Here is a 25,760-nt window from a genome sequence, read left to right as displayed (position 1 = left end):
GGTATAATTCGCCTCGATTTAGGAAATCCCTTCTAATTTGGTAAAAAGATACTTAAAATCATTCGTGATTCCTATAGGAAGAGAAAAAAATTAAGAATTATGCGCGATCGATGCCTTCACGAACTCGCGGAACAACGGCTGCGGCCGGTTGGGACGGGACGTGAATTCAGGATGGAATTGAACAGCCAGGAACCACGGATGGTCAGGAAGCTCGACGATTTCGACGAGACGGCCGTCTGGCGACGTTCCCGAAATGCGCAGGCCTGCCGCTTCCAGTTGTTCACGATAGTTGTTGTTGAACTCATAACGATGGCGATGCCGTTCATCCACCAGCTCTGTCTTGTAGCACTGCTCAGCCAAGGAGCCCGGCACCAGCTTACATGGGTACAGGCCGAGACGCATGGTTCCGCCCAGATCCTCGATATCCTTCTGCTCTGGCAGAAGATCGATCACCGGATGCGGCGTAGCCGGATTGATCTCCGAGCTGTTCGCGCCTTCCAGGCCAGCAAGCGCACGTGCAGTTTCAATGACAGCTACCTGCATACCCAGGCAAATGCCGAAGAACGGAACTTTCTGCTCGCGGGCATAACGGATCGTCGTAATTTTGCCTTCGATCCCCCGGTCGCCAAATCCTCCGGGCACAAGAATGCCGCCGACGCCCTTCAACTGCTCAGCTACGTTATCTGCGGTAATATCCTCCGCATTCACCCAGCGAATTTTAACTTCCGCATTATTGTCAAAGCCGGCATGCGACAACGACTCTACGACGCTCAGGTACGCATCATGAAGAGCTACGTATTTGCCGACGATTGCAATTTCAACCGTCTTCTCCAGTTTGTTGATCCGGTCAACCAGCTTCACCCACTCGCTCATATCTGGAGCCGGTGCATTCAGCTTCAAGTGATTGACGACAATCTCGTCTAGCCCTTCCCCTTGCAAGTTAAGAGGAATTTCATATAACGTGTCCGCATCGCGGCACTCTACTACCGCATTGGCATCGATGTCGCAGAAGAGAGCGATCTTCGCCTTCATGTCTTCGGACAACTCATGCTCCGTGCGGCATACGATCACGTTCGGCTGAATGCCGATGCTGCGAAGCTCTTTGACGCTATGCTGGGTCGGCTTCGTTTTGACTTCCCCAGCAGCCTTGATATATGGAATAAGCGTGACGTGGATATACATGACATTGTCGCGGCCAACGTCGCTCTTGATCTGGCGGATCGCTTCCAAGAAGGGCAAGCTCTCGATATCGCCCACCGTTCCGCCGATCTCTGTAATGACCACGTCCGAGCCCGCCTCGCGGCCTGCCACGAATACACGCTCTTTAATTTCATTCGTAATGTGCGGGATGACTTGAACTGTTCCGCCGAGGTATTCTCCGCGGCGTTCCTTGCCGATGACGGAGGAATAGATTTTGCCCGTCGTTACATTGCTGTTCTTGGACAGGTTGATGTCGATAAAGCGTTCGTAGTGACCAAGATCGAGGTCAGTCTCGGCCCCGTCGTCCGTGACGAACACTTCCCCGTGCTGGTAAGGACTCATCGTACCCGGATCCACGTTAATGTAAGGATCGAATTTCTGGATCGTTACCTTTAAACCTCTATTTTTTAACAGCCTGCCGAGTGAAGCGGCCGTAATCCCTTTGCCCAGGGACGATACAACCCCGCCTGTTACGAAAATATATTTTGCCACAGTCAAAAAACCTCCTACATAATAGTCCAGAAATTCAGGCGACTCAGATCATAGCGTAACCCATTAGCCCACGAATCATAGCTAAAATGGACATAAAAAAACAAAAAAGTGACACCCGAATAGGTCGGGGCACTTTTAAAATTTAGAACATATTTATAGGTTTGAATCATAAGCCCATGCAATAGTTTACCCGTTAGCATCTCCCCTGTCAAGTAAAGAAGAGAGCATTTCAAGAGGTTACAATTGTGGCAATTTCGTGCAAACCCAAAGGATGAAAACCGGGTTTATTTATCTTCGAATTCATCCTCGAATTCCTCATCTTCGGAATCCGAATCTTCGTCCTCTTCATCGAGTTCTTCATCATCGATCAGCGGCTCTTCATCGACTTCGTCGACGCTGTCATCGTCATCATCCGAGAACAGCTCGTCTTGCTCGTCCTCTTCATCGATCGCATCGAAATCGTCGTCTTCGTCCGTGAAATCGTCTTCCTCATCCGTGAAGTCCTCGTCTTCCAAATCGTCATCATCATCATTAATGATGCGTGGACGCTTCGCATTCGCCACAGGATCCTCAGATTTCTCAATCGGATACCAGCGCTTCAAGCCCCACAGGTTCGTGCCTACGCAGGCAAATCGACCGTCAATGTTAATCTCCGTGTACAATTGAGCGATCGCTTCATTAATTTCTTCCTCCGACATATTGCGGATCTTCGCTACCTCGTTCATCAGGTCGCGGTAATAATACGGTGTATTCGCCGCTTTCAAAATCAAAAAGGCCAAGTCAACCATTGGAATTTCATGGACCTTCTCCGGGTCGATTTTCAAATTAAGTGGGGTACTCACCAGGCGGACACTTCCTCTCACGCAAAGTTCACTATACAGGTGCCGAAATCAAATTGGAACTTGATTCCTTCACTAACATATCCATATCACACCTAAGTAAAACCTATTTGGTATTAAGATGTCAAGTTTAATAGTGTGGTTAAAACGTGTCCAAATCGTGTATTGCCCTGCGGCGCTAAATCCATTAGAAAAGACGGGAACAAATCGTTCGCCGTCTCTCGACTGTATCCGACCGAGAAAAAGGCTCGAGCCTTCTCTTCGGGTGGTCATGAAGACCCTTAAGGCCTTCACTTCATCCTATGTCTATATTCTTCCTTTGGACACGGGACTTACAGCCTTTTGCAGCATTTCTAACAATATTTTTATTATTGATAGCTGCAGGCCTGTTTGCCCATTTCCTTGGAACAGGGCCACTTCCCCACTCCCGGTCAGCAGCTTCATCATAATATACTCCAACACGCTAACTCGGGAGGATATCATCTATGGATTACGCCAAATTACTGCGCTTTTTGAACGACTCCATCGACCCCTCCGGAAAAAGCGGACGGCATATCGTCCGATTTCTGCAGCCAAGCCACTATTATGAATTCATCCGTCAATGGTTCAAGTATCGGCACAAATATCCCGCCCTGCAGTCCATCCGTTCATCGCCGCTGCTGCAGGCCCTGTTCTGCCCTTTGCGTCTTCAGGACGGCCAAATGGACTCCGAACCCGGGCTATATGTCGAAAGCGACTCCACCATCAGCGTTAATTCGCCAGCTTCCCGTACCAAAGAACGCGCCACTGAGATCCCTTGGGGTGTAAAGCGGATTGGAGCACCTGAAGTATGGTCTGTCTCGACAGGACATCGCATCCGTATAGCTGTCATCGATACGGGAGCGGATTACAACCATCCCGATCTGCGTTATTCCCTGGCACGCGGCATTCATTTGCTGAACCGTGCCAGTCTGCCTCATGACGATAACGGACACGGCACCCATATTGCCGGAACGATCGCCGCGGCCGGCGGCGCGCAAGGGATGATTGGCGTGGCTCCCCGTTCATTAATATATCCTGTCAAGGCATTTGATCATAACGGCTCAGCGTACGTGTCCGATATTATCCTTGGAATTGACTGGTGCATCAGAAACCGTATGCACATTATCAACATGAGCTTCGGCATGAAGTCGACAAGCATATCCCTTAAAAATATTGTCAGGAAAGCCCATGAAGCGGGCGTCGTTATTGTCGCCTCCTCAGGAAACGACAAAAAACAGCGAACCGCGGATTATCCGGCAAAATATGCCCAGACCATTTCCGTAGGGGCCACGAACCGGGACGGAAAGGTGGCCTCCTTCAGCAATTATGGCCCCTATATCGACATTTACGCCCCTGGGGAAAAAATCACGTCCTCCTGGCTCGGTGGAGGACACCGCGAAATGAGCGGCACATCGATGGCGACGTCCCATGTCAGCGGCGCTATCGCTTTGCTGCTGGCAGCGCGGCCGAATCTTACACCGGACGAGATCAAGCAGCGGCTTCGCCGCACGGCGCGTCCGCTGGCTGGGTCGCTACCCCGGGGGCGGATCAGGCCGGGCGAGGTTAGCGCAGTGCGCCTCCTGCGAGCCAAAACATCGCGGCGCCGGCAGAGCTGACGCCGGCAGGACCCGGCAGGGCGGCCTGCAAGCTGCAGAGGAGCGCAGCCCTGCCGAACGCCGCACGGCGGAGCACCGCCGCGCAAAAAGCCGCCCTCTTCGCAGTAGCAAAGAAGACGGCTCCCAAGCCGGCCGGCGCGCTGCAGATGGCACTACCGCCCCAGGCGCAGGCGCGACGACTCGCTGCTTGCCGTGCAGCGGACAACCCTGGCCCGTGCTACATCCGTTCCGGCGCAGATACGCCGATCAGCTTCAGCACATTGGCCAGCACGGTCCGCACGCCGCCAAGCAGCGCCAGCCGCGCAGCGGTCTGCTCCGCGTCCTCGGTAATGACGCGCTCCGCTTTGTAATAGCTGTGGAACAATGCCGCCAGCTCATACAAATAACGCACCAGGCGATGCGGCGCGAAGTTCTCGGCCGCTACGCCGATTTCTTCCGGCAGTTCGCCCATTTTGCGCAGCAGATCGAACTCATGCTCAGCGGTCAGCTTGCTCAGCTTCACGTCTTGAATGGCAGGAATCACGATGCCTTGCTCCTCCGCCTGACGGAAGATGCTGCAGATCCGCGCATGCGCGTATTGGACATAATAAACCGGATTCTCATTGGATGTAGAAATCGCCAGATCCATGTCGAAATCCAAATGTGAATCCATGCTCCGCATTGTAAAGAAATAGCGAATCGCATCGACGCCGACTTCATCCATTAAATCGACCATCGTTACGGCTTTGCCTGTCCGTTTGGACATTTTCACCTTCTCGCCGTCCTGGAACAGACTAACCATCTGAGCGATCAACACCGTCAGCTTGTCCGGATCGTTGCCAAGGGCCTGCATAGCCGCTTTCACCCGCGGAATGTAACCGTGGTGGTCGGCGCCCCAAATGTTGATCATCCGATCATAGCCGCGGTCGTATTTGTTGCGGTGATAAGCGATATCCGGCGTCAAATAGGTATAGGTTCCATCGTTCTTCACAAGCACCCGGTCTTTATCGTCCCCGTACTCCGTGGATTTAAGCCATGTCGCACCGTCCAGCTCATAAGTTTGTCCCTTGGAGCGCAGCTCCTCCAGCGACTTCTCCACCTGTCCGTCCACGTACAGGGAGGTCTCGCTAAACCATACATCGAAGCCTACCCGGAAGCGGCTCAGGTCGCGCTTGATCTTGTCCAGCTCTTTCTCCAATCCGTATTTGCGGAGGAAGTCCTCTCTTTCGTCTGGAGAAAGGGACAATAACGCATCTCCCTTCTCGGCAACCAGTTCCTTCGCGAAGCCTTTGATATCTTCGCCGTGGTATCCGTCCTCTGGCATCTCCACGTCCTGGCCAAGCTCCTGCAAGTACCTCGCCTCGATCGATTTCACGAGGTTCACGACCTGATTGCCAGCGTCGTTGATATAGTACTCCCGAGTAACCTCGTATCCAGCATAATCAAGCACGTTGCACAAAGCGTCTCCAACCGCCGCCCCGCGCGCATGCCCTAAATGCAGGCTGCCCGTCGGATTTGCGCTGACGAACTCAACCTGTACCTTTTTGCCTTCTCCAAGCTGAACCCGACCATATTTTTCGCCTTGTGTATAGATCTGCTCCAAGACAGGGTACAGATAGCTTTTGCTAAGGAAAAAGTTGATGAAACCCGGGCCAGCAATTTCCGCCCGCTCGACACCAGCTTGTTCATAATCAATGTTCTTCACGATTTCTTCCGCGATTTGGCGCGGATTTTTCTTAGCCATCCGTGTGAGCTGCATAGCAGCGTTCGTGGCAAGATCCCCGTGCGCCTTATCCTTCGGCACCTCCAATACGATAGCAGGCACCTCGTCGCGATTTGCAAGTCCAGCAGCTACAACTGCGTTAAGAATCGCTTCCTTTACCGACTGATTGATTTGTTCCAAGGGATTAACTGTCATCTTAAACTTCCTCCTGTATATGTAAACTGATTACAAAGTGTCCGGTCATCTCTTCATGAACCCATAGGTCGTATTCCCAGGCCACAACGCCGCCGGAACCTTCTAGACGAGCATTCAGCCTGCTTGTATCTGTCGACAAATTAAACCTCGTATAAGGGGACCTGTAGAACCCCGGCAGCCGCTTGCCCTGCTGGAACGTCTGCTCGGACTCCACCTCTCCGTGGCGCATGATCTTGAGCTCGTTCTGCGAAATTTTGATCGTGGCCCGCGTCGTACCGCCCGTTGGCCCTGGTTCAGGCTCGACATATCTGACGTACAGCGTGCTGCCCTTGCTCCATGTCTCGCCCTTGATACGCTGTTCTGAGGCCTCATCGCCTTGCTGGCTATTAATGACGATGACGGCTGGCTTCCAGTTCGGCACCCTATCCTCTCCATCCATTCAGCCTGTTCTTCAACATTTTCTTATTGTACTACTATATCCAGTTCAACGGTGCAATTCAATATTTTAGCTTCAGCAAACGATCATTCAAATTTGCCGGCCGCCGCCGATTATACACGAAGAACACCACTCTCACGAGCGGTGTCTCTAATTTAAATGATGTAGTTAAAGCGGTTGGCTTAGAACCATATATTTGACCTTGGAGCCGTCGAAGTGAAGATGGAACCGGAAATAATCCCCCGATTTATAGCTCCATTTACTCGGCAGCTTCATCGGGTCTGCTTGTAATTTCTTGCCGACCTCGGCCGCCGTCAGCCCTACCTTCACTCCGCCGGGCGTCTCGTGGGAGCCGTCGCAGAAGATGATTTTATTGTTAAGCTCAAGAATTCCGTTACTGAACTTGCGAACCTCTTTGACTTCGCCTACGGCGTTATCGTAGTAAGGAATGCTCCAGTCGGCGGGCTCGGTGTCCAGCCGTTCCTCCCATTCCGAATAGATTAAGCCGTCCACCGCGATCTGCTCCCTTTCAACCCCTTTGGGCTCCCGCAGTTCAGCTTGCTTCTCCGCTTCCAACCGGGCCCTTTCCTCAAAGGCATCAAACACGCCAAGCTCCGAATCGGGCTGCATCAGACCATGCATTAGCAGCAGCACCTGATCATCGGCATAATATGCCTTTCCCGCGGATTCAAATGAGTTATTGTCCAAATTATAGGGAAATTCAATGATCCTCTGATCGCTAAGCGCAAATTGCAGAATGACCTGTCCTGCTGGGGAAGCCGTCTCCGTTGCCGCGGCCTGCATATCTGTGAAACGCAAAGATTGTAAAATCACATACTGGCGTTCAAGCGGTATTTCCTTCTTCGTTCCCTTCCAAACCGCAAAGACGGATTTTACCTCTTCCTCCTGGAATGACAGGTGATCCAGCAGGTAAGGGGACAGTGCTTCTCCCTCTTGATCCTGATTTTGATCCTGTTCCAGTGATATGTCAGATTGCTCCTCGAGGTCTGGCTTTACCGGCAGCTCCCCGTCAAGGGCAACACCGGCAGCGGAAGCATCCGTAACCTTCAACGCTTGATCCCGTTCCTGCAGCTTCACGATACCAATGATGAGAGCAGCGGCCAAGACGACCAAGGCGCCCGCCAACAAATAGCCCTTTAGATTGCTCTTTTTGTTCATCTTTCCTCCTTAACTGGCTGCCAGTTCATGTGCTAAGTAAATATTTCAAATACCATGTGATTAGACGCATAATCGGGATAAAGGTTGCCAAAATTTCTCACTAAATATGCAAAATAGTTCCAAGGGCATACACTGGGACAAACGCCGGTCAAAGCACAAAAATACCCCGCAGCCAGTTGCGCTGCAGGGCATTCCATCAATTGAATTTAAACAATAAATAAGCCATTTAAAACTACTTCACAAAGCCCAGCAGCATTTCGCGAATGAGCTTGGCAGCCACGATTTGCGTCTGCTCGGTCGGGTCATAAATCGGAGCGACCTCTACAAGATCGCAGCCCACGACGTTCACGTCGGATCTAGCGATCAAATGAACCGCTTCAAGCAGCTCCTTCGAGGTAATCCCCCCCGCTTCGGCCGTTCCTGTACCCGGGGCGCAGGACGGATCGAGCACGTCGATGTCGATCGTTACGTACACCGGACGCGAGCCCATTTTCGGAAGCTCGGTCTTCAGCGGCGCAGCTACCTCGAATGGATGGAAGTTAATATTCTGGCGTCCGTAAAGGAATTCTTCCTTCGATCCGGAACGGATTCCGAATTGATAAATGTTCTTGCCGCCTATCAATTCAGCCGCTTTGCGAATCGGCGTAGAGTGGGACAGCGGCTCGCCTTCATATTGATCACGAAGATCGGCGTGAGCATCAATATGGATGACAGCCAAATCAGGATACTTCTCATGCATCGCCTGAATGACCGGCCAGCTGACCAAATGCTCTCCGCCTAGTCCGATCGGGAATTTATCGTCTTTTAGCAAACCGCGAACATAGTCGCCAATCACGTCAAGACTGCGAGCCGCATTGCCGAAAGGCAGCAGCAAATCCCCCGCATCGAAATAAGCAGCGTCTAGAATGCTCTTATCCAAATACGGGCTGTACTCCTCCAGACCAACCGATGCCTGGCGAATGCGCGCAGGGCCAAACCGCGAGCCCGGACGATAGCTGACGGTATAATCCATCGGCATCCCGTAGATGACCGCTTTGGCATCCTCATACGACTCGGAGCTGCAAATGAATACGTTGCCCGAATAAGCCTGATCCAATTTCATTGCTGCACGCCCCCTTACTTCACGAGATCTTCTACGAACTTAGGCAGCACGAATGCAGCTTTGTGCAGACGCGGCGAGTAATACTTCGTATCGATCTCCGGAATTTGGGTCTCATCTACTTGAAGCGGATCATGGGTTTTGCTGCCCATCGTAAAGGTCCACAGACCGCTCGGATACGTAGGAATGTTAGCGCCGTATACCCGGACGATCGGGAAAATTTCCTTGACGTCTTTATTTACCTTCTGAATCAAGTCCGCTTTGAACCAAGGATTATCGGTTTGAGCTACGAAAATGCCGTCGTCCTTGAGCGCCTCGTAGATCCCTTGATAGAAGCCGCGCTCGAACAATGGGGCTGCCGGGCCTACAGGCTCCGTGGAGTCCACCATAATCACGTCGTATTTATTCTTGCTCTGAATAATATGCATATAGCCGTCATTTACTTGAACCTCAACGCGCGGGTTATCCAACTCACAAGCGATTTCCGGCAAATATTTTTTCGAATATTCAATGACCTTTCCGTCAATATCAACAAGAACAGCCTTCTCCACCTTAGGGTGCTTCATAATTTCACGAATAACTCCACCGTCACCGCCACCGACAACAAGCACATGCTTCGGATCCGGGTGCGTAAACAACGCCGGATGAGCTACCATCTCATGGTATACAAATTCATCCTTCACCGTCGTCATGACCATATCGTCAAGCACCAGCATTCGTCCAAACTCTTCGGTATCAATGATCGCCAAATCTTGAAAATCCGTCTGCTCTCTCACCAATGTTTCCCGAATTTTTGCCGTAATGCCAAAGACGGGCGTCTGTTTCTCCGTAAACCACAATTCCATCGTATAACCCTTCTTTCCCGTTAGAATAGTGTTTAGCCGTCATATTAACCCTTACCGGAGGCCGGGGGCTGTCCAGATTCACTTCTCGCAAAGTTTCTCTTCCTATTGTACCAAACAAATTTGATTATATTAAAACAAGGTGAAAATGCAACTATTTATGGAAATCCGCAAAATCGATCTTCCCCATGCCTCTGCCATGAATATCTCCCCCAAACTTTCCCATACTGAACAGTAGCCGCATCAAGAGCGGAAATTCGGAGGTTGGAGGCGAATGCAAGCTATGCAAAGACTTGTCCGCAGCAGCAGACGGGGCTCGCACCGCAGAAGATTCCTTATATTCAAATGTTTCCTGGCCTGTGGCGTTACCATGCTGATCGCCTCCGGAGCGCTTATCTTCTATTTATATCAGGCGGATCTGCCGCTCGCATACTCCGACCGGCATTCACAGCTCCTCAGCCGCCAGGGCGAGGCTATCGCCGTCTTTTCCAGCTCCGACCGCAGCCGTTCCAACGTTGCGCTAAATCATATTTCACCATACCTTATTCAAGCGACGCTCGCTGTAGAAGACCGGCACTTCTATGATCATTTCGGCTTTGATCTCAAAGGCATGGCCCGGGCAGTTCTCGTCAATCTCAAGGAGATGAACAAAGTGCAGGGAGCCAGCACGTTGACGCAGCAGCTCGCGCGAAACCTGTATTTATCGCATGAGCGTACATGGTCGCGAAAACTGAAGGAGGCGATGTACACTGCACAGCTGGAAATGAAGCTCGGTAAGGATGAAATCCTGCAAATGTATCTTAACGAAATTTACTACGGCCACGGCGCTTATGGCATCGAGGCGGCAGCCCAAATGTATTTCGGCAAATCCGCGGAACAGCTCAGCCTGGCCGAAAGCGCCATGCTGGCCGGTGTGCCGAAGGGGCCTACTTATTACTCCCCTTTCAATCAGATGAAGAATGCAAAGGACCGCCAGCGGCTCATCTTAAATGCCATGGTGGAAACCGGAAACATCACCGAACTTCAGGCGGAAAAAGCCTATGAGGAAATCCTCCAGTTCCAATCTCCGAAGCTGCGGACGACTGGAGATCAGGCCCCATATTTTCGCGACTACGTCCGAAATGTGATCATCAACGAGCTCGGGTTCGATGAGAGCCTGCTGGAGAACGGCGGACTCAAAATATACACCACCTTGGATATGGAAACGCAAAAGGCAGCCGAGCTTGCCGTGGCAAGCGAGCTGAAGGACTCGCCCGAGCTGGAGGCAGCCCTGATCTCCATCGACCCGCGCAGCGGCCATATCAAAGCACTCGTCGGCGGCGTGAACTACGTACGGAGCCAGTACAACCATGTCTTTGCGACGACCCGTCAGCCCGGCTCAACCTTCAAGCCGATTATGTACTTGTCCGCCCTGTCTTCCCGCAAGATGACAAGTGCCAGCAAATTTTCCAGCCAGCCGACCTTGTTTCATTATGATAACAACCGGAAAACGTACAGCCCTAAAAACTTCGGCGACAAATATTTGGGGGAAATCGATATGCGCCAGGCCATTGCCGCCTCGGACAATATTTATGCGGTCAATACAATCCTGACGGTTGGTGCCGATCAGGTCATCGAGCTCGGCCGGAAGATGGGGATTACCAGTCCGCTTAATGCGGTGCCTTCCCTGGCGCTGGGTACGTCGCCGGTTAGTCCGTTTGAGATGGCTACGGCGTTTGGGGTAATCAGCAACCAAGGCAAACAGGTTAAACCGGTTGCCGTGCTGAAAATTACCGACGATGAGGATCGCATATTATATGAAGCTCCCTCTGCAGCCCCCGAGCAAGTCGTCGAGCCTGCCGCAGCTTACGTGCTGACCCATTTGCTGGAGAGCGTATTCGAAGCCGGGGGAACCGGAAACCGGGTGTCGGCAGACATCAAGCGTCCGGTCGCCGGCAAGACAGGCACGACAAGCACCGATGCCTGGCTGGTGGGATTCACGCCAGAGCTGTCTACAGCCGTCTGGGTTGGATATGACAAGGGGAAGATGCTAGGTACGGCTGAATCACGCAAGGCGGCCCCTATATTTGCCAAATATACAGAGAAGGCCCTAGAAAAAGTACCGCCAAAAATTTTTCCGATTCCCGACGGGGTCGTCAGCGTATATCTCGATCCCGCGACAGGCAAGCTTGCAACGGAGGATTGCCCCAGCAAAAAGCTCGAGGTATTTATTGAAGGCACAGAACCGACAGAGACGTGTGACGCTCACGGGGATAAAGAGCCTGAACCGCTGCCCGTCGAAGAAAAAACACAGAGCCGCTCCTGGTGGAGCGATCTAAAACGCTGGTGGATGGACTAGGCGCAAGGCATACTGTAACATGTGAGATATCCTCATTCGGCACGCATAGGACTATGAATGATGTACAGAAAAGGAGATCTCTTAATCATGAGCTTACCGTTTACCCCATATCCGGAAGGTATGATACTGCCTCCTGCATTCTACGACACGACGGCTCTGGAAGCGGCTCCCCGGCTAATCGGGCATACGCTCGTCCGCCGAACCGAGGACGGAGATATCCGCTCCCGCATCGTCGAGACGGAAAGCTACGGCGGCATAGAGGATAAGGGAAGCCACGCTTATGGCGGGCGAAGAACGGCTAGAACGGAGATCATGTTCGGCCGGGGCGGAACAGCCTACATTTATCTAATCTATGGAATGTATCATTGCCTGAACGTCGTTACCGGTGCCGTCGATGACCCGCAAGCCGTATTGATCCGGGCTGTTGAGCCCCTGACAGCGGAGGATGAAGCTCTGATGCGTAAATATAGGGGCGCGGCAGCCAGGAAGCCCGTTGTTTTATCCGGAGGTCCAGGCAAGCTGTGCCGCGGACTTCGTATCGATAAATCGCTAAATGGCCAATCTCTGCTGCAGCAGGGCGGCCCGTTATGGATTGAGGCGGGCAGACCGCTGCGGAAGGAGACCATCATGCAGTCGCCGCGTATTAATATCGCGTATGCACAAGAATATGCTGCTAAGCCATGGCGTTTTTTCCTGCGGGATAATCCTTATGTTCCTCTGCTTGATAAGAACATGAACGTGTTTCAAGAGTTCTAAACAAAACTACCTGCGAGCGCCTATTTGGCGCTTTTTTTGCATTTATTTAGTTCAGTGCTCCGTCCGTACATTCAAGCGGACATTTGATTATAATGGGCAGCAGGAGTACAATATACACAACAATCAAACAAGCACTTGAATGTTCTTCTAAAGCAATAGGAGGTTCCTTACATATGACAAGTCCGATTCTAGTCCAAGCTGAAGTCCGCGAACAATCCCACCTACACAGCGGCATTACAGATGAACTTGGCAGCAGCCTCAATGAAGAAGATATCCTCGGCATGACACAGATGTTCAAGGCGCTGTCCGATCCCAACCGGATGAAGATCGCCTACTTGCTGCAGCAGAGGGAGGAGCTGTGCGTTCGCGATGTCGCTTTGATCCTGGACAGCTCCGTCGCTACGGCCTCCCATCATTTACGCTTATTAAAGCAAATGGACATTACGAAATCACGCAAAGAAGGCAAAAACGTATTCTATTCTCTGAAGGATCATCATATCCAAACGTTGATTACGATGACGCTGGAGCATCAGAAGGAGAGACATTGCCAAGGGTAAGTCCTCCACTGCCTAAGGCTATGCCATGACTCAGGGCCCTATCCTGTGCCCGCGCTGGCTGCCCTCAGGATCACCATCTTCCGATATAAGCCGGCATCATCACCTTCAGAAATCAAATAAGCACGCGTCCGGCTGAGGATCCCCTCTGAGGCTGGCGCGTGCTTATTTATATGACAACCTCGATGGATTGCTGTTTTGAATATGGAATTCGCTTCTATTCCGTCTCTAGAGCTGCCTTCAGCTCGTCTGAAGACTTCTCCCACCATTCTTCGTTGGTCTCTATGAGCAGCTTCTTCAGGGCGGCCTTTTCCTCCGCCCCCAACCCATCCAAAATGACTCTGCGCTTTAGAGCATAGTCCATCTTGTTGACATGATCGGCGAGAATCTTCCATCCGCGGCGCGCTTCCGTATCGATCAGCATTTCGCAGGCGGTCATCCCGCCGTAAAATTGCCCCAGCTCCGGCGTCCGGTCCACGGCTACCCATACGATCCATACTTGGCGTCCGTTAGGAACATCCTCCTTATTCGTCGAGAACTTGATGCCCTTCTCCACCTTACTCTTGGCATGCATGGCGCCGATATCGATATAAGCTTCACTTCCGTCGATGATGACTGGCGACATGCTGTTCAAATCGATGGAGCCTGCACCAAATCCTTTATGCTTGCTCTTGTCATCGTTACTAATAATATTTAAGGCGAATATCTTCTTGCCCGTCTTCTGTGAAGTATCTTTATCTTTATTATCCATAATTCCCTCCACCTGGCTTGAGCGGTCGCTTGATCAGAACCTGAGCAGCGTTCGCCGAAGGCAGTTTCTGCATGTTTTCTTTCCCTATAGAGAATGCTTGTTCAGCCGACGTACACATTAATTTTATTTTAGCTAATAATCTCCCAAATGCAAACATATACATGCTGTAGATGCTTGTCAACAGGAGGTATCCATGGTATGACCCGTCGATCGATAATAATTAGTATGGCTATTCTTACCTTGTGTCTTTTAGGCGGTTCCATCATGTACATGCTTCATGACGACCACACGGACGCCCCCTCATTTGCCCCGCAGCAGGGCAAGACCGCCTCAGTGAAGGCCTCTTCTCCTCCGCAGGAGAGTATACAGCAGCCGACAGCAGAAATACTCAGCAACCGGGTTACAGAATACCATATTGACGTCAAGCTGAATGAACAGGAGCGAACGCTGACTGGCACCCAGACGCTATCCTGGACCCATCCCGGGAAAAAAACGGTGAACGAGCTCTACTTTCATCTATATCCCAATGCCTTCGCTTCCTCGGAAACTACATTTATGAAGGAATCCGGAGGACGCCTGCGTGGAGATGTTATGCCGAAGGATGGCTGGGGTTCCATCGAGCTGACCGATATCCGGACGATGGACGGCATTTCTCTCCTGCACCGGATTCAGTATGTCCAGCCCGATGACGGCAACACCAACGACAGGACGCTTGCCAAAGTGCGTCTGCCCATGTCGGTGCAAGGCGGCGAGACCATTACACTCAAGATGAGTTTCACCGTGAAGCTTCCTAAAGTTTTTGCGCGAATGGGCACCGCCGGCGACTTTGTGATGGCCGGACAATGGTTCCCTAAACTGTGCGTATACGAACCTGTCTCAAGAAGGGGAAGAAGCACGGAGGGCTGGAACCTGCACCAGTATCATGGAAATTCGGAGTTCTATTCCGATTTCGGCATTTACAGCGTGAATATCGACGTTCCGAGCGAGTATAAGGTAGCTGCTACTGGCTTTCCGACCAAACCTGCGGTACAGCGGGGCGAACGCAAAATTGTCCAGTATTACGCGGATGATGTGCATGATTTCGCCTGGGCCGCTTCGCCAAGCTTCATCTACGCCGAAGAGCCGTTCTCTTCGGAGGAGGTGCCAGGGGTGCGGATCAAGCTGTATCTCGATCCAGTCCACAAAGACTTAAAGGATCGTTACTTCTATGCCGCTAAGGTTGCATTATCCAATTTCAGCAAATGGTATGGCAGCTACCCCTACTCCACTTTATCTATTGTTGTCCCCCCCGCTGACGGGAATGGTGCAGGGGGAATGGAGTATCCGACCCTGATTACGGCGTTCGGGGCAACTGGCGACTCCCCGGGGTATGACGAGCTAGAGCGCACGGTCATCCATGAAATCGGGCATCAATTTTTTTATGGAATGGTGGCCAGTAATGAGTTTGAAGAAGCCTGGCTGGACGAGGCCTTCACTTCCTATGCCGAGGACCGCCTGATGGAGCAGGAGTTCGGGATCACGACCAGCCTGCCGATTCAAGCTGCATTGATCCCCGACCCTAAGCCGTTGACTCAGCCTTCCTGGGAGTTCGGCACGGCGGATACTTACGCTAGGAATGTCTATCACCGCGGCAAACTCGTTCTTCTGGACATCGAGCGGCAGATCGGCAACAAAGCCATGAATCGGGCGCTGTCCCTCTATGCGCGTAAATATCGGTTCAAACATCCGACCACAGCGGATTTTCAGCGGGTGCTTGAGCAAACGACGGGACGCTCCTGGAAAAATTATTTTAACGAGTATGTATATGATGGAAAAATGGCGGACTATGCCATAGAGAACATTGATATCTATCAGGTCCGGCAGGACAGCAATGCTCTGTATGAGGCCGTCGTAGACATCGCCCGCAAGGGCGGAACCTATGCGAAGGTGCCGATCCTCTTCACCTTCCAAGACGGGCATACCGTACGGAAGGTACTAGACGGGAAGGAAGAGCGTTCCCAATTGAAATTATCCTATAGGGAACCCCTCGCCTGGGCCATGCTCGACCCGGATTACACGCTGGTGCTGGAAAACAAACATATTAATAACTACTTTAAAGCCAGCCTGGACGAGAAGGTCAGCACACGCGCCAATGTCACTGTAACGAAGCTGCTCGAAATGCTGACCAGCTCATTCCTATGGTAAGCAGCTTACGATGTAAGTTTTGTTCGAGGCTTATTCGGTGCGGTGTTGCTCACAAAACTAGGTTTATGCTTACGATGCGAGTTTTGTTCGAGGCTTATTCAATGCGGTGTTGCTCACAAAACTTTTAGGAGGGAATACCATGCCCTATATTCGCAATGGGTGGAGCAGCGTCAAAAGACAGTTCCCCTCCGTCATCATTCTGTTCCTGTATCAACTGCTGTGGGGAGTATTTCTATATCGGCTGGTCAATACGGCCGTGGTGCAGGTGCTGCACCGCTATCCTGACCCTCCCCCCAACGATCTGAGCCGGCTTCTGTTTATGATCGAGGGGCAGAATAGATTTTGGCAAATTCCCGAGGTTCATCATTACTTATGGATGGTCATCGGCATGATTTTGCTTCGCCTGCTGCTCACTCCTCTGGTTCAAGCGGGAATCTTGTATGGATTGCTTCCTGGGGAGGAACGAGCGCCTGGCCTTCCACTTTTCCGGGGCATGCAGAAATTTTGGAAGCCTGTGACGCTGTTCTACTTCATAGAGCTAATATTGATTCTAATTCCTACGCTGTGGCTCTTGCCGAAAGCATACGCATCCCTGTCCCCCTTTCTCCAGGGAAACGGCAGCCACATCTCAGCTGCCCTCATCGCTATGGCTTATGCTGTCGGCTGGCTCTGCTACAGCTGGTTCATCCGCCAGACGGTGCTGTTCCTGCAATTCGGCTACTTATTTAGAGGCAATGCCTGGCCGTCCCTGCTCCTTTGCTGGAAGCATCTTCTTCCGGGACTTGGCATTTCCTTTATTCTGGCAGCCTCTTGCTCTATCATTTTTATCTTATTCGGTACAGTATCCTGGATCTGGACGGGTCTGCTGGCCCTTATTTTGCAGCAAGCATACCCATTCTTCCGCAGTGTTTTCAAAATATGGAAAATATCCTCGCAATATTGTCTATGGCAACAAAAAAGTTAAAATTTCTTCATCTTCTCTCCTCCCTAGAGCCACAAGGCCTCCGCGCAATTGCGGGGGCCTTATTCTATGCTTGCTATATAATTCTCGCAATTTAACCATTGCCAAATGATCCCTGCCTTGTTACAATAACAACAGTACTTTTTAAGTAACAGATTTGTAATCATTTCTGTCATAATTCACAAAGATGCATGACAGCATTGTCGAATAAGTTACAAAGGGTGTTAAAATCACAGCCGAATTCCCGTCACCGGGGAAACGGGGGAACCACTTTGGGTGAATTGATCTCGCTTCAGAGGGATCATAGGGGACCTTCAACCCGAATCCTTAAGCTAACCTCGTAGGCATTGGAAGGAGCATAACTTCTTTGAAGAAAAAGTTGGCTGTAGCTGCTGTAAGTTTGTCCATCTTGTTCACCTTAGGGGCTGGCAGCGCTTTCGCAGATTCTAAACTGGATTCAACCATCGAGTCCGCACTGGGCACGAAATATGTATCTGGCGGTACGAGCACCGATGGCTTTGATTGTTCCGGATTTACCTCTTACGTTTTCAAGAGCCTTGATATCAAGCTGCCTCGCACATCAGCATCCCAATACAACATGGGAACAGCTGTCAAGAAGGATGAGCTGAAGGCTGGAGATCTCGTATTCTTCAACACTTCCGGTAATGGAATATCCCACGTTGGTGTTATGGTTGATGGCGAGAGCTTCGCTCACGCTTCAACGAAGAAAGGCGTAATCATCAGCAAATTAAGCGAAGATTATTATGTCAAACGTTATGTCGGTGCCAAACGCGTCCTGAGTACAGACAAGTACGAAGAGGTTGCAGTGGATAGCCACGATCATGACGATGTAGAATAATACGTCCAGAAAACCTGTAACGGTTCTTGCCGAACCCACCTACAGGTTTTTTTATTCCCAAATGGTACAGATAACTTTACCAACATGCTGCAGCAGAGCCTTTCTTGCAAAAGATGGCCGTTTTTGTTAGAATAACCAAAGTGATAAGTTACAATCTTGTCATTATTGTTGCAAGTCGTTTCGTTTCGGGTGCATACAACTTGATAAGCCGAATTCCCGGCACCCGGGAGACGGGGGAACCATTTATGGGTGAATTGATCTCGCTACATAAGAGATGATAGGGAACCTTCAACCGAATCCTTAAGCTAACCTCGCAGGCCTTGGAAGGAGCACAACATCTTGAGAAAGACTTTAACAGCAGCGGCGACGAGCTTGGCTATTCTTCTTACGATGGGGACAGCAAGCGCATACGCCGACTCGGACACGACATTGAACAAGGCGGTTAATGCCGTCTACGGAACACCTTACAAGCTCGGAGGAACGACCGCAAAAGGTTTTGATTGCTCCGGATTTACAAGCTACGTCTTTAAGAAAATGGGTGTTAAACTAGCCCGCGTCTCGGCGGCGCAGTACAAACAGGGTACGCCTGTTGCAAAGGATCAGCTCCAGGAAGGAGATCTCGTATTCTTTAATACCACCGGCAAAGGAGTATCTCACGTCGGTATTTATATCGGCGATGGAAAGTTCGCTCATGCCTCTTCTTCTAAAGGAATCCGCACTGACAAATTAAGCAACAGCTACTACAAGAAACGTTACGTCGGAGCGAAACGGATCCTTAGCAAATACGGCTATGCTACCCACGCCGCTCAATCCTAATCACTCAACCTCATTTATGTCTACTGCTTTTACTTCACCGCCGCGACAATTCCTGCCAGAATTGCCGCGGCATTTTGTTTGGAATTCCATCGGTCTAACTTAATAACGAAGAGCTAGGGAAAAAGGTTGCAGTCATCCGCGCCATAGGTACTATTTTTTTGACGCCTTGCTAAACCGTTTACACTATAAATGGATGACCCTTCCTCATAATTCCCTTGACCATCAAAAATCTCTTGGCTAGAGCCTTTACAATAAAATAAAATCCCGTTACAGTGGTGGTAAAACGTTCGCGCCGGCGAAGTTCCATGGCACGGCATTTCCCATTTGTACAAGGAGGCGCAAGATGGATAAACGAGATATTCAGTTTCAGATCGTTCCTATGGAAGAGCATCATGGGGAAGCAATCAGTACTTGGCGCTACGATTCTCCCTATGATATCTATAGCTGGCTGCCTTGGGAACAAATGAAGGCTCTTGATGTTGAATTTGGAAATCCGGCCTTACGGGCAGAGCAGTATGTATCCGTTCTGGACGAGGAAGGAAATTTGGCTGGATTTGCCCAATATTTTCCTATGGAGAATGTCACCAGACTCGGAATCGGAATGCGGCCCGATTTATGCGGCCAAGGTTTGGGTAAGTCGTTTGTATTAACGATCGTTAAAGAGGCGCAGCGACGCGCACCGTCCAACGTCATTGATCTTGAAGTGCTCACCTGGAATACGCGGGCCATCCGCGCTTATCAGAAATCGGGGTTCGTTATTACCGATCTGTACGAGAAAATGACCCCAGGAGCAATATCCAAGCCGTATTATTGTATGGTATATCGGGGTGAACGTTTATAGCATGGTCTGCAAAGCGTCTGAGGACGCCATTAAGGCGGTCTCAGGCATAGATATGCCCATTTACACTTCTCTTCCGAAAGACGCCGTATGGCTTGATTCTGGCGCGCTGTGAGGATGCTCATAATATATTGTGAATTTTGAGCGATTATACGTGGAATTCGTTGCTTTTTTTGTCACAAATGCTATGATCAAAGGGCGTGTTCCGTTATAATAATAAGGTAGCTTACATAGGAGGGACGATTTGAATGCAAAAGTGGGTTATGAGCGGGCTATTCTTTGTCGCGTGTGCACTAGCCCTGGTGCTTATTTTTACTTTGCCCGGCAAAGATCAGGTGGCACAAGAAAATAAGACGCAAATGCCTGAAGTCACGTTAAACGCAGAGCAAGCGGAAGCCGTCATCAAAGCAAACTGCATCAGCTGTCACGGGGATCAACTGGAAGGCTTGGCTGGGCCGAATTTGCAGCATATTGGAGCCACCTTGTCAACCGAGCAGCTTTATAAGATTATTTCGAAGGGTAAAGGCTCTATGATGCCTGGCTTCAAAGATAAGCTGCAGGATGAGGAAATTGCAAATGTCGCGCTCTGGCTTGCAGAGAAGAAATAATGAGCATGATACAAATACGCCCACTAGGAAACGAAGCGTTCCCGGTGGGCGTGTCTCGTGTTTAATCCATGACCATCACAGCTATAAGCTTTTTTCGGGTGAATTCATTTTATCGTATGCTTCATTGTATTGCTCGGCTTCCTTAATATCTATGGCCGTGATTCCACCTGCTTCCCATGATGTCAAACGAAGCGTAACCGTTTTGTAATCGATCGTAATAAAAGGATGGTGGTTAAAGGCCTCTGAGATCGCCGCGACCTCGTCCACAAAGGCTATGCCCTTCATATACTCGGAGAAGGTAAATTTGCGAACGATCCAGCGTCCTTCCTCCAGCTCCCATCCCTCCAACTTTTCCAAATGCGCCTCAACTTCTTGTGGTGTAAACGGCATGTTTTTTTCCTCCCTGTTCTTTTTCAAGAACTTCCAAAACTATGTAGTACTTCCTGTACCTTTAATGCACACGGCTTTATAGGTAGTTATTAATTCTACTTTTGGATTATTGTTATTCTTCCCAGGCCATATTCATGCCTAAAGCCAGGAGATGATTGGCTGTTCCTAACTTCATATTTTACCACGCCCCAAGGCGCATGCAAAATCATTTCATTCCGCTAAACCAGCTTCACCGATGTCAGTTCCTCTTCGCCGATCAATACGTTAATGCGATGTGCCTCCGGGTCATAAATAACAACCGCACTGCCCACAGTGATCACCGGCTCGGAGCCAAGTCCGAAGAACAAATCCTCAGCCAGCGCCTCCAGCACCTCATGCTTCTCTTCCTTGGACAGACCCTCCCATTCTGCAGGCTCCATCTCAAAAAAAACATAGCAATCCGGAATACGGCCAACTGCCTCCGTAAATTCCGCCAAAATATATTCATATTCCCTTCCGTGCTTTACTCCCACGGGCGATTCGCTCCCTTCACGATCTCCTAAATAAGCCATTGTCTTATTATAAACGAAATTACCACTTAAAAAAAAAAGGATTTCTGTCGATAAAAAAGATAACCGTTTATTTTATTGGATGGTTTCTGTCTTTTCGCAAGGATGCTTAAGGACGAAAGCACGGTTTCAATTTATCTCAAGGACGAGGTGTATAATGGAAATTTCATCACTCATCGGTATTATTCTCGGTTTAGTCGCCGTAGTTCTGGGGATGTTCCTTAAAGGAGCTCCAATCGTCAACTTGGTTAACAACCCGGCGGCGTACATCATTATCTTGGTAGGAACCGCAGCGAGCCTGTTCATAGGCTTCCCTTCCTCGGAATTGAAGAAGATTCCAAAGTTGTTCAAGAAATTATTCGTTAAGCAAAAAATGATCAGCAAGGCAGAGCTCATCTCGCTCTTTATGGAATGGGCTACTGTTACCCGGCGCGAGGGGCTCCTGGCGCTCGAATCCAAGGTCGAGGAAATTGACGATGATTTCCTGCGCAACGGTATGCGCATGATCATTGACGGCAATGACCAGGAGTTTGTCAGCGATGTACTTGCTGAAGATATTGCAGCGACCGAAGAACGGCATCGGGCAGGGGCGCTCATCTTCTCCCAAGCCGGGATGTACGCTCCGACACTCGGGGTACTTGGGGCCGTTATCGGGCTGATTGCTGCCCTTGCAGATATGTCCGATATGGATTCATTGGCCCATGCGATCGCAGCCGCCTTCGTAGCGACCCTGCTCGGTATATTTACCGGTTATGTGCTATGGCACCCTATTGCGAATAAGCTGAAGCGCCTTTCGAAGCAAGAAATCGAAATCCGCCTGATGATGGTGGAAGGACTGTTGTCCATTCAATCTGGTGTCTCAACGATTGCCATCCAACAAAAGCTGGCTGTATTTCTGACTCCATCGGAGCGCGCCGGTCTATTAGACAAGGTAGGTGAATCCGGTGAGCAAAAAGACTAGGCATGAGCCTCACGAGGAGCATGCTGACGAATCCTGGCTAATTCCTTATGCTGACCTGATGACGCTCCTGCTGGCTTTATTTATTGTCCTCTACGGCATGAGCTCTACGGATGCCAAGAAATTCGAGGAAATGAGCCAAGCGTTCAGCAGCGTCCTTACCGGCGGAATTGGCGTGCTTGATCAGAACGCCTTCGAAAGCAACACCAAAACGAATCCGATAGCTAAAGACTCATCCGAAGGCTTGATGAAGAAAAATGAGCTCATGCGCAAAGAACAAGCGAACTTGGAGGCGCTCAAGAAGCGCCTGGACAATTACATTAAAGAAAACGGGCTCACGACACAGCTTGATACGCAGCTCAATCATTCACGCCTTATGATTACGATTAGCGACAACGCCTTGTTCGCGTCCGGCGACGCTGAAGTGAAGCCGGAAGCCCGGAAACTCGCCAAAGCCATTTCCACGATGCTGGAGCAGTTCCCTGACTACGAGGTCGTTGTATCTGGACATACAGACAACATACCGATTTCGACGAGCGAGTTCCCGTCGAACTGGGACTTGAGCTCAGGCCGCGCCCTGAATTTCATGAAAATTCTGCTGCTTAATGACAAGCTCAATCCGAAGATGTTCAGCTCGACCGGTCAAGGGGAATATCACCCTGTCGCCTCAAACAAAACAAGCGAAGGACGTGCCAAGAACCGCCGAGTTGAAGTATCGATTATCCGGAAATACCAAGAAGAATCGAAAACAGGCATTCCGGCGATTAACAAATAACCACCTGCCATGCTGACGAACACTCAGGCCCTGTTAGAGGCCTGGGTGTTTTGTTATGAACAGCTCCTTATTTCAATTCATAATTCAGCGCAGCCCCGAGCTCCTGCTTCTCTTGCGGCGTCAAATCACGCCATGTCCCGACCTGCTGGTTCCCCAAATGAATATTCATAATCCGAATGCGCTGCAGCTTCCGCACTTCATAACCGAGCGCGCTGCACATCCGGCGGATTTGCCGATTCTTCCCCTCAGTCAGAATAATCCGGAATACCCGTTCCGTCATTCGAGTGATTTCGCACGGCCTGGTCTTCGTGCCGAGAATCCGCACCCCTTCGCTCATTGCTTTCAGGAAAGATGGAGTGATGGCTTTATCTACTGTAACGATATACTCCTTCTCATGCCGCCCCTCGGAGCGTAAGATTCTATTCACAATATCCCCATCACTGGTCAGCAGTATTAATCCTTCAGAGTCTTTATCAAGACGCCCAATGGGAAATATCCGTTCCTCATGCCCTACGAAGTCCACAATATTCCCTTGGATATGCTGCTCCGTCGTACTCGTGATCCCGACGGGTTTATTAAGGGCAATATACACATGCTTCGATGACTTCAGCGTCAGCGGCTTCCCGTTAATCCTTACGTCGTCTCCCTTCTCGGCCTGGCTGCCAAGCTCAGCGGGCTTCCCGTTAATCGTAACTTGACCGGACTCTACCAGCTTGTCTGCTTCCCGCCGGGAACAATATCCCGTCTCACTAATGAACTTGTTGATTCTCACCTTCGTTGTCACCCCGTATGCGATCTCTGATCTCTTGCTAGAACTTCATGTCTCAATAACCCTGAAAATACTATCTATGCATCCTGTGGAAGCTCTTCCTTACCGAGCCTTCGTGGCAAAGTAATCGTGACGACTGTTCCTTTGCCGACCTCGCTCTCGATATGAAAACAGCCCTTATGGGATTCGATGATTCTCTGGCTGATCATCAGGCCAAGCCCCGTTCCCTTCTCCTTATTCGTATAGAAAGGCTCTCCAAGCTTCTGCATCCGTTCTTCAGGGATGCCTTCGCCTTCGTCTATTACTCGAATGACAGCGAGATCCGGCTCATCGGGATAGAGCATTAACGTAATTTTCCCTCCGGATGGCATGGCTTCCATGGCATTTTTCAGAACATTGATGAACACCTGCTTTAATTGGTTCTCTTCACAGTGTACCAGAATCGCCTCCGACGAGAAATGAACACTAAATTCAACGTTATGTAAGTGAGCCTCACTATCCAGCAAGGAAACGACGTCACCGAGAGTATAGCGCACATCCTTGGTTTGATAGTTTACGGCCTGCGGCTTGGCTAAAATCAAAAATTCACTCACGATCAGATTGATTCGATCCAGCTCGGACAGCATAATGTCCGTATGAAGCGGGTTGATCGTTTTGGAATGCTGCTGCATCTGCAGGAAGCCCCGAAGCGTTGTTAGCGGATTACGGATCTCATGAGCTACGCCGGCGGCTAATTGCCCTACCGTGGTCAGCTTCTCTGACCTCCGCAGCAGTTCCTCCATCCGGTTATGCTCTGTCATGTCTCTGGAGATGCATATATAAGCCGATATCCTTCCGAACTTGTCGAAGATCGGAGACTCGCTGATACTGACCTCGACGAGACTCCCATCTTTGCGTTTGCGTACGGTCTCGGACAGAATAACGGATCTGCCCTGTTCCAGCTCCCGCTGCCACTCTTTCCTATCCTGCTCTAAAAATGGCGGAATATAATCCAGCTTCCGGTCTACGATCTCCTCGCTCTTCCAACCGTATAAACATTCAAAAGCCGGATTAACCCGCAGGATTCTTCCCTCCAGATCAATCAAGTGTATCGCATCAGCAGTCTGGCTAATTATGGACTCCAGGTATTCATTCATAGAGCGGATTTCTTCATTTTTCTGCTCCAGCTCTGCTGTATAATGGCCAAGACTAACCGCCATAGTATTGATTTTCTGACCGAGCAATCCAAGCTCATCCCGGCGATTTACCCGCATCCTCGTCTCAAATTTTCCTGATGAGAGCTGGTTGACCTTAATCAGAATATCCTGAATCGGCCGAATAATTTCACCCGCCAGAATATAACTTGCAAAAATGACGATTTGCAACAGCACTAGGGAAATCGTAACCTGGCTGAACATCTGCTTGGAAATCACCGATGAGATAGGCTCATAGCTGGACACGATTCGGATAACGTACGGCCCTTTATTTACAGGAGAAATGGGAACAAAACTCTCCAGCACCCTTTCCCCGTTGATCGTGGTGTCATAAAGAAGGCTCTCCCCCTTGCGGATGACCTCCCTGATCGCCGTTTGGTCCATCCTGTCATTTACATAGCTATAAGTCCCAAATAACAGCTTGTCGCCGCCTTGGAAGGTCTCGGGATCCATGCCCGTTATCTCAAGCAGGTGCTCGTTAGAACGTAAAGTCTCCTGAGTAATTCGTTCTGGACTAGTCATCTGAAGCATGCCTTCCGCCATGACGCGACTGATATTCCCCTGATTGTGCCTCTTGATGTACTCATTGACGGAGCGACTCTGTTCGACAGCCAGCGCAATCTGTCGGGCGGTAACCATCATGTTGGCCTCGCTCAAATTCCTTAAGTTGTCCCGGGTTGAGAAGTAACTTAAAGCAATATTTAAAGAAAGCAGAATTAATGCGAAAAACGACATGATCAGAGACAGCTTTGTTTTTATTGACAAACTTCCCCCCACCCTTTTGAACCGTTTGGTGATTTTTGGAATTAATCTATTTCTATCATCATAACTGTAACGACAT

25 protein-coding genes and 2 riboswitches are annotated in these 25,760 nt (G+C 50.2%); of the genes, 12 read left to right on the top strand and 13 right to left on the bottom strand.

All coding sequences use genetic code 11. The features are described 5' to 3' along the window. Window positions 1-90: 90 nt before the first annotated feature. The 3 genes from MKX50_RS00595 to MKX50_RS00585 form a co-directional block, all read right to left on the bottom strand. The gene (locus MKX50_RS00595) at window positions 91-1,692 is read right to left on the bottom strand and encodes a CTP synthase (protein WP_213595524.1); all 1,602 of its coding nucleotides are present in this window, start codon (window positions 1,690-1,692) and stop codon (window positions 91-93) included. Window positions 1,693-1,976: 284 nt separating this feature from the next. Beyond that, complete coding sequence (gene rpoE, locus MKX50_RS00590; RefSeq protein ID WP_213595522.1) at window positions 1,977-2,534, bottom strand: DNA-directed RNA polymerase subunit delta; 558 nt, start codon at window positions 2,532-2,534, stop codon at window positions 1,977-1,979. 303 nt (window positions 2,535-2,837) lie between these two features. After that, on the bottom strand, window positions 2,838-2,978 hold the full coding sequence (locus MKX50_RS00585; RefSeq protein WP_213595520.1) for a hypothetical protein: 141 nt from the start codon (window positions 2,976-2,978) through the stop codon (window positions 2,838-2,840). Between the two features lie 38 nt (window positions 2,979-3,016). Between MKX50_RS00585 and MKX50_RS00580 the strand changes: the two genes are divergently transcribed. After that, window positions 3,017-4,168 (top strand): S8 family peptidase, encoded by a 1,152-nt coding sequence (locus MKX50_RS00580; RefSeq protein ID WP_339158114.1) that lies wholly within the window; start codon window positions 3,017-3,019, stop codon window positions 4,166-4,168. A gap of 217 nt (window positions 4,169-4,385) precedes the next feature. On the opposite strand, the gene argS is transcribed toward MKX50_RS00580, so the two are convergent. The 5 genes from argS to speE all read right to left on the bottom strand — a co-directional run bounded on the left by argS (window position 4,386) and on the right by speE (window position 9,624). Beyond that, window positions 4,386-6,065: an arginine--tRNA ligase gene (gene argS, locus MKX50_RS00575; protein WP_213595516.1), complete on the bottom strand. Its 1,680-nt coding sequence runs from the start codon at window positions 6,063-6,065 to the stop codon at window positions 4,386-4,388. A 1-nt stretch (window position 6,066) separates the two neighbouring features. After that, the gene (locus MKX50_RS00570) at window positions 6,067-6,504 is read right to left on the bottom strand and encodes a DUF1934 domain-containing protein (RefSeq protein ID WP_213595514.1); all 438 of its coding nucleotides are present in this window, start codon (window positions 6,502-6,504) and stop codon (window positions 6,067-6,069) included. A gap of 165 nt (window positions 6,505-6,669) precedes the next feature. Beyond that, window positions 6,670-7,680 carry a hypothetical protein gene (locus tag MKX50_RS00565; protein WP_213595512.1) on the bottom strand — a complete coding sequence of 337 codons (1,011 nt, stop codon included), beginning with the start codon at window positions 7,678-7,680 and terminating at the stop codon, window positions 6,670-6,672. Between the two features lie 232 nt (window positions 7,681-7,912). After that, on the bottom strand, window positions 7,913-8,782 hold the full coding sequence (speB, locus tag MKX50_RS00560; RefSeq protein WP_213595510.1) for an agmatinase: 870 nt from the start codon (window positions 8,780-8,782) through the stop codon (window positions 7,913-7,915). A gap of 14 nt (window positions 8,783-8,796) precedes the next feature. Then, the gene (speE, locus tag MKX50_RS00555; RefSeq protein ID WP_155613498.1) at window positions 8,797-9,624 is read right to left on the bottom strand and encodes a polyamine aminopropyltransferase; all 828 of its coding nucleotides are present in this window, start codon (window positions 9,622-9,624) and stop codon (window positions 8,797-8,799) included. A gap of 280 nt (window positions 9,625-9,904) precedes the next feature. On the opposite strand from speE, the gene MKX50_RS00550 reads away from it, so the two are divergent. The 3 genes from MKX50_RS00550 (at window position 9,905) to MKX50_RS00540 (ending at window position 13,272) form a co-directional block, all read left to right on the top strand. Continuing rightward, the gene (locus MKX50_RS00550; protein ID WP_213595549.1) at window positions 9,905-11,959 is read left to right on the top strand and encodes a PBP1A family penicillin-binding protein; all 2,055 of its coding nucleotides are present in this window, start codon (window positions 9,905-9,907) and stop codon (window positions 11,957-11,959) included. Window positions 11,960-12,079: 120 nt separating this feature from the next. After that, window positions 12,080-12,715, top strand: coding sequence for a DNA-3-methyladenine glycosylase (locus MKX50_RS00545; RefSeq protein ID WP_213595547.1), 636 nt, complete (start codon window positions 12,080-12,082; stop codon window positions 12,713-12,715). Between the two features lie 173 nt (window positions 12,716-12,888). After that, window positions 12,889-13,272 (top strand): metalloregulator ArsR/SmtB family transcription factor, encoded by a 384-nt coding sequence (locus MKX50_RS00540; protein WP_213595508.1) that lies wholly within the window; start codon window positions 12,889-12,891, stop codon window positions 13,270-13,272. A 214-nt stretch (window positions 13,273-13,486) separates the two neighbouring features. Here MKX50_RS00540 and MKX50_RS00535 read toward each other — a convergent pair whose 3' ends face one another. Beyond that, window positions 13,487-14,020: a YwhD family protein gene (locus MKX50_RS00535; protein WP_213595506.1), complete on the bottom strand. Its 534-nt coding sequence runs from the start codon at window positions 14,018-14,020 to the stop codon at window positions 13,487-13,489. Between the two features lie 198 nt (window positions 14,021-14,218). Between MKX50_RS00535 and MKX50_RS00530 the strand changes: the two genes are divergently transcribed. The 6 genes from MKX50_RS00530 (at window position 14,219) to MKX50_RS00505 (ending at window position 20,286) form a co-directional block, all read left to right on the top strand. Continuing rightward, window positions 14,219-16,204 carry a M1 family metallopeptidase gene (locus MKX50_RS00530; RefSeq protein ID WP_339158113.1) on the top strand — a complete coding sequence of 662 codons (1,986 nt, stop codon included), beginning with the start codon at window positions 14,219-14,221 and terminating at the stop codon, window positions 16,202-16,204. A 139-nt stretch (window positions 16,205-16,343) separates the two neighbouring features. Next, complete coding sequence (locus MKX50_RS00525) at window positions 16,344-17,168, top strand: hypothetical protein (RefSeq protein WP_213595502.1); 825 nt, start codon at window positions 16,344-16,346, stop codon at window positions 17,166-17,168. Window positions 17,169-17,389: 221 nt separating this feature from the next. Beyond that, window positions 17,390-17,527: riboswitch (cyclic di-AMP (ydaO/yuaA leader) on the top strand. A 5-nt stretch (window positions 17,528-17,532) separates the two neighbouring features. Further along, window positions 17,533-18,024 (top strand): C40 family peptidase, encoded by a 492-nt coding sequence (locus MKX50_RS00520; RefSeq protein WP_213595500.1) that lies wholly within the window; start codon window positions 17,533-17,535, stop codon window positions 18,022-18,024. Between the two features lie 196 nt (window positions 18,025-18,220). Further along, window positions 18,221-18,359, top strand: a riboswitch (cyclic di-AMP (ydaO/yuaA leader). Between the two features lie 4 nt (window positions 18,360-18,363). Beyond that, window positions 18,364-18,840 (top strand): C40 family peptidase, encoded by a 477-nt coding sequence (locus tag MKX50_RS00515; RefSeq protein WP_155613506.1) that lies wholly within the window; start codon window positions 18,364-18,366, stop codon window positions 18,838-18,840. Window positions 18,841-19,183: 343 nt separating this feature from the next. Next, window positions 19,184-19,681, top strand: a complete 498-nt coding sequence (locus MKX50_RS00510; protein ID WP_213595497.1) for a GNAT family N-acetyltransferase — start codon at window positions 19,184-19,186, stop codon at window positions 19,679-19,681. Between the two features lie 245 nt (window positions 19,682-19,926). Then, window positions 19,927-20,286 carry a cytochrome c gene (locus MKX50_RS00505; RefSeq protein ID WP_213595495.1) on the top strand — a complete coding sequence of 120 codons (360 nt, stop codon included), beginning with the start codon at window positions 19,927-19,929 and terminating at the stop codon, window positions 20,284-20,286. An 81-nt stretch (window positions 20,287-20,367) separates the two neighbouring features. On the opposite strand, the gene MKX50_RS00500 is transcribed toward MKX50_RS00505, so the two are convergent. After that, a complete protein-coding gene (locus MKX50_RS00500) occupies window positions 20,368-20,676 on the bottom strand; it encodes a 4a-hydroxytetrahydrobiopterin dehydratase (RefSeq protein ID WP_213595493.1) in 309 nt (102 codons plus the stop codon). Between the two features lie 218 nt (window positions 20,677-20,894). Further along, a complete protein-coding gene (locus MKX50_RS00495) occupies window positions 20,895-21,188 on the bottom strand; it encodes a hypothetical protein (protein WP_213595491.1) in 294 nt (97 codons plus the stop codon). 193 nt (window positions 21,189-21,381) lie between these two features. Here MKX50_RS00495 and motA point away from each other — a divergent pair, with 193 nt between their 5' ends. Both motA and motB read left to right on the top strand, forming a co-directional pair. Further along, on the top strand, window positions 21,382-22,185 hold the full coding sequence (motA, locus tag MKX50_RS00490) for a flagellar motor stator protein MotA (protein ID WP_213595489.1): 804 nt from the start codon (window positions 21,382-21,384) through the stop codon (window positions 22,183-22,185). Beyond that, window positions 22,169-22,957: a flagellar motor protein MotB gene (motB, locus tag MKX50_RS00485; protein ID WP_213595487.1), complete on the top strand. Its 789-nt coding sequence runs from the start codon at window positions 22,169-22,171 to the stop codon at window positions 22,955-22,957. The genes motA and motB overlap by 17 nt, the downstream gene beginning before the upstream one ends. A 67-nt stretch (window positions 22,958-23,024) precedes the next feature. Here motB and MKX50_RS00480 read toward each other — a convergent pair whose 3' ends face one another. After that, window positions 23,025-23,729 (bottom strand): pseudouridine synthase, encoded by a 705-nt coding sequence (locus tag MKX50_RS00480; protein WP_213595485.1) that lies wholly within the window; start codon window positions 23,727-23,729, stop codon window positions 23,025-23,027. Window positions 23,730-23,803: 74 nt separating this feature from the next. Next, window positions 23,804-25,684, bottom strand: a complete 1,881-nt coding sequence (locus tag MKX50_RS00475; protein ID WP_339158112.1) for an ATP-binding protein — start codon at window positions 25,682-25,684, stop codon at window positions 23,804-23,806. Between the last annotated feature and the right edge of the window lie 76 nt (window positions 25,685-25,760).

The organism is Paenibacillus sp. FSL W8-0186, assembly GCF_037969765.1.
Classification (GTDB): domain Bacteria; phylum Bacillota; class Bacilli; order Paenibacillales; family Paenibacillaceae; genus Fontibacillus; species Fontibacillus woosongensis.
Note: the sequence above shows the minus strand (reverse complement) of the source record. Positions and strands in the feature narration are given on the sequence as shown.

Excerpts from the sequence above, each read along its gene's own strand:
- MKX50_RS00585 (WP_213595520.1), bottom strand. The coding sequence starts at position 2,978 with ATGATGAAGCTGCTGACCGGGAGTGGGGAAGTGGCCCTGTTCCAAGGA.
- MKX50_RS00580 (WP_339158114.1), top strand. The coding sequence starts at position 3,017 with ATGGATTACGCCAAATTACTGCGCTTTTTGAACGACTCCATCGACCCC.
- argS (WP_213595516.1), bottom strand. The coding sequence starts at position 6,065 with ATGACAGTTAATCCCTTGGAACAAATCAATCAGTCGGTAAAGGAAGCG.
- MKX50_RS00570 (WP_213595514.1), bottom strand. The coding sequence starts at position 6,504 with ATGGATGGAGAGGATAGGGTGCCGAACTGGAAGCCAGCCGTCATCGTC.
- MKX50_RS00565 (WP_213595512.1), bottom strand. The coding sequence starts at position 7,680 with ATGAACAAAAAGAGCAATCTAAAGGGCTATTTGTTGGCGGGCGCCTTG.
- speB (WP_213595510.1), bottom strand. The coding sequence starts at position 8,782 with ATGAAATTGGATCAGGCTTATTCGGGCAACGTATTCATTTGCAGCTCC.
- speE (WP_155613498.1), bottom strand. The coding sequence starts at position 9,624 with ATGGAATTGTGGTTTACGGAGAAACAGACGCCCGTCTTTGGCATTACG.
- MKX50_RS00550 (WP_213595549.1), top strand. The coding sequence starts at position 9,905 with ATGCAAAGACTTGTCCGCAGCAGCAGACGGGGCTCGCACCGCAGAAGA.
- MKX50_RS00545 (WP_213595547.1), top strand. The coding sequence starts at position 12,080 with ATGATACTGCCTCCTGCATTCTACGACACGACGGCTCTGGAAGCGGCT.
- MKX50_RS00540 (WP_213595508.1), top strand. The coding sequence starts at position 12,889 with ATGACAAGTCCGATTCTAGTCCAAGCTGAAGTCCGCGAACAATCCCAC.
- MKX50_RS00535 (WP_213595506.1), bottom strand. The coding sequence starts at position 14,020 with ATGGATAATAAAGATAAAGATACTTCACAGAAGACGGGCAAGAAGATA.
- MKX50_RS00530 (WP_339158113.1), top strand. The coding sequence starts at position 14,219 with ATGACCCGTCGATCGATAATAATTAGTATGGCTATTCTTACCTTGTGT.
- MKX50_RS00525 (WP_213595502.1), top strand. The coding sequence starts at position 16,344 with ATGCCCTATATTCGCAATGGGTGGAGCAGCGTCAAAAGACAGTTCCCC.
- MKX50_RS00510 (WP_213595497.1), top strand. The coding sequence starts at position 19,184 with ATGGATAAACGAGATATTCAGTTTCAGATCGTTCCTATGGAAGAGCAT.
- MKX50_RS00505 (WP_213595495.1), top strand. The coding sequence starts at position 19,927 with ATGCAAAAGTGGGTTATGAGCGGGCTATTCTTTGTCGCGTGTGCACTA.
- MKX50_RS00500 (WP_213595493.1), bottom strand. The coding sequence starts at position 20,676 with ATGCCGTTTACACCACAAGAAGTTGAGGCGCATTTGGAAAAGTTGGAG.
- motA (WP_213595489.1), top strand. The coding sequence starts at position 21,382 with ATGGAAATTTCATCACTCATCGGTATTATTCTCGGTTTAGTCGCCGTA.